The 3,082-nt window shown below is 40.0% G+C and carries 4 protein-coding genes; all 4 read right to left on the minus strand.

The features are described 5' to 3' along the window. Window positions 1-96 precede the first annotated feature (96 nt). The gene (locus B4K11_RS00090) at window positions 97-999 is read right to left on the minus strand and encodes a hypothetical protein (protein WP_292957120.1); all 903 of its coding nucleotides are present in this window, start codon (window positions 997-999) and stop codon (window positions 97-99) included. A gap of 33 nt (window positions 1,000-1,032) precedes the next feature. Beyond that, window positions 1,033-1,644 carry a hypothetical protein gene (locus tag B4K11_RS00095; RefSeq protein WP_272970044.1) on the minus strand — a complete coding sequence of 204 codons (612 nt, stop codon included), beginning with the start codon at window positions 1,642-1,644 and terminating at the stop codon, window positions 1,033-1,035. A gap of 2 nt (window positions 1,645-1,646) precedes the next feature. Further along, the gene (locus B4K11_RS00100) at window positions 1,647-2,534 is read right to left on the minus strand and encodes a TIGR04255 family protein (protein ID WP_014978027.1); all 888 of its coding nucleotides are present in this window, start codon (window positions 2,532-2,534) and stop codon (window positions 1,647-1,649) included. Between the two features lie 366 nt (window positions 2,535-2,900). Continuing rightward, window positions 2,901-3,082, minus strand: a 182-nt coding sequence (locus B4K11_RS00105) for a hypothetical protein (RefSeq protein ID WP_292957130.1), incomplete at its 5' end; no start/stop codon positions are given.

A 3,082-nucleotide genomic window follows, 5' to 3' on the forward strand; every position in this document is an offset into this window, starting at 1 on the left:
GATTAAGTCGAGACTAATTCAGTTCATACCTGTAACGAGTTCGATTCTGTTGTGTAAAAAACCAAAAGAACTGGTTAGTACAAATCACCTGTGCAACTAATCTTCTTCGTCAATTCTCTCGCCACTATCATCAGAGTAGCATAAGTATTCGACGTTATACTCTCGGTATTTAAAGAAGTCACTTAGCTGAATATCTGATGGCCTGAACGCAGGTTCTGGATAAATATCAACCTCCACAACTTCTTCTGGTGCGTCTATCAGGTTATCTGCGACGTTGAGGATCGTGACCCTATCGCTTTTACCGTGAAGGTCTTCTAAAATGCTATAAAATTCACTGGCGATGTCTTCTTTAGCGTCGTCATCTACTTCATACAATAGTAGCGATAGAGCAAGGTAATAGTGTTCGGCGTCTTCATTCTCAGGAAAAACATACGCCACTAGCTTGTCTATTGCCGTGTTGCCAGTCAGAAGGTCATGAAGTCTCGTATCTTCACTATCATTTATAGTAGTTTTAATTAGCTGATTAACTTTGTGTGGGAATGGTTCTCTTGCATAAGAAAGTAATCGCCACTTAATAATAAGATTCTTGAAGTTGTGATTGCTGCTTATTACGCTGTCTCGAGCTTCTATTATAGCCTGTTGAAATTCAGCTTTCTCTAGCTGAACGATTAGGTCTGATTCTAATTCTATGTAACCGATATCATCATGAAGCACATGTATCTTATGAAGATTTTTTGCAAGAATAAGACGTTCATCCTTCCTTTTCGCAGGTTTCGCTATCGCTAACTCAATTGTCGGCTGGTGTTGTGGAGGTGCATTAAGGTCACATTCTTGAGTTAAAACTACCGCGAAGTTTGCATCTTTAACAATGCCTATTTTAGGGCGATGTTTCTTCCTAGGTAACGCATCCAAAATTGCTTGCTTTTGAGTATCATCAAAAATAGTTAATGGAATGACACAGCCTTGTGTAATCCCATTATCATAAAAACCACTCGGCATCGTTGTGTCCATACTTCCTGAAACGACTTTTTACTACGCGTAACGCGAATTCATCAATTTTCGCTTATCTTGAGTTTCTCTTGATATAGCTTTCGGTTCGAGGTGAGTTTGACCTTGCACCTTTTCGTGCACGACCTTTGCTAGCTCGACTAGCTCCTCATTGTCTATTTTGTTTGTTGTCATCCAAGACAACAAAGTTTTGCCATTTACTAGGACTCGTTTGATTGATTGTAGTGCGTCCGGATACAATGCACTAATTCTATTCACGGTTTCATATGCTGAATTATATAGGCGAACAATACCTTCGCTTGGTTGAGACTCGTTCCTATGATTGTAATAAGTGGCTCTGGAGACGCCTACCATTTTAGCAGCTTGAGTTGAGTTAAAGTTCAGAACGGACTCGATATGTTTTTGAATCTCGCTAATTGATAACGCTTCTTGAGGTTGTGCTGGCTGTTCAAGATCTTTGGTTTGATTTACGACAAACACATATACTCTATGCTTTGTATGAATATCATCGCCTCTTGAAAAGCTTGACTGCTGCTTTATCGAAAGAAATCTGTCTGCATAGGTGTTACCGCTAGCATATGCTCGCTGCTCTACATATGTTTCAGGATTAGGAGATTCTGCTACATATCCATCCATTCTTAATGCTCCTGCTTGATATCAACCCAGTTCCAGTCAGTTTTACAAACATCTTGGTTGATTAGTGAGTGAAAGCTCTCTTTTGCCAAACCATGTGTCTTGACGCAGAGTTGTTCAACTTCTTGACTGCCAAGTCCTATGTCATCCTGTGGCAGTTTACTTGCTTTTGTCCATACCATAGCATAGAAACCTTCTTCCAATACATTCAATGTCGAAGGTAAATCAATAGGCATCGAAAAGGCTCTATTTCTCTCGACTAACTGATTTGGTAGATATTTTATTTCTGGAGTCGAGGGTGACTTTGGAAGCTGTTCAATCTCAATATCTAATCTTGTTCTATTGTCTTTGAGAACCCTTGTGAATCGCGTGCTACCTATTTGTAAAACATCATTGTCAGAGACATTTTTAATTACAGATAGTGGTAATGCTTTATCCCCATGAGCAAAATAGTCTTGCAACTGCCGTTCAGCTTTAGGCGCGATTATATCAACATAATTGAAACTGACTTCAGCAACAGAAAAATCTTGCATGGGTGTAACTGCTTCGGTCATAGCTTTCAAAGCTGAGAATATATTTCCAATGAAATCATTCGATCTTTCGTATCTGCTTGTTCTAAATTCGATTAGATTATTGTCTTTATCTATAACAAGGCAGTTTCTTTGGTCCATGGAGAAGTACGCCTCACGCTCCACCGTTAGGTTTTCTACCCTAGGAGTAGCCCCGGGAGTAATTGATGTGACCGAGTCCTTGGAATTTAACCGCTTTCTGAAAATTGTTTTTTGTAGAGCTTGTCCAACCGCTATTTCTTGCTCAAGGGTTAGATCTAGAAAATTAAATTTAAACTGAGCACAGACATAAACCAAAGGTGCGTCCTGAAATTTTCCATTCATAAACTTTGCAATTCCCAAAAGCTTTTAGTTGATTAGACACTTTTTTAGACACAGTGTAGCAATATAGTTCAATTTACCCAAGAGGAGTTTTAATTGGGAAAGCTGTATATCCTTAAATGCTATGTTAAAACAACAAGGAGCCGAGTCAGATGCATCCGCGATTCTGATATTCAGCCGTCCAATCCTTAAACATTCTCTCATCACACTCCTTACTCCTTTCTTGTCGGGCTAACGCTTTTTTCGACTTGGGCTTTGGTTTCTCTTCGTCGAATGTCACACCTGATAAAGCATCTGCAAACATTTCAGGCTATACATGGCTATAATGCTGCTCAATCATTGCTGCACTCGTTCCACTTTGGCGAGTGATCACGTCCATGCTAGTTTCAGCAAGCAACTGCCAAGCGATATACGTATGCGTCGAAGAGTTGAATGTTCAAAGTCCCCGGAATCTAGTAGTAGCGAGCCTTTCAGTGGTATGGAAGGATCTGGTAGATAGAGAATCTGGTTTGGAGCTTCTCCAGTCAGCCATCTTGCTACAACCGTGAAAG

It is taken from the genome of Neptuniibacter sp. UBA6509 (assembly GCA_002435145.1).
Taxonomy (GTDB): domain Bacteria; phylum Pseudomonadota; class Gammaproteobacteria; order Pseudomonadales; family Balneatricaceae; genus Neptuniibacter.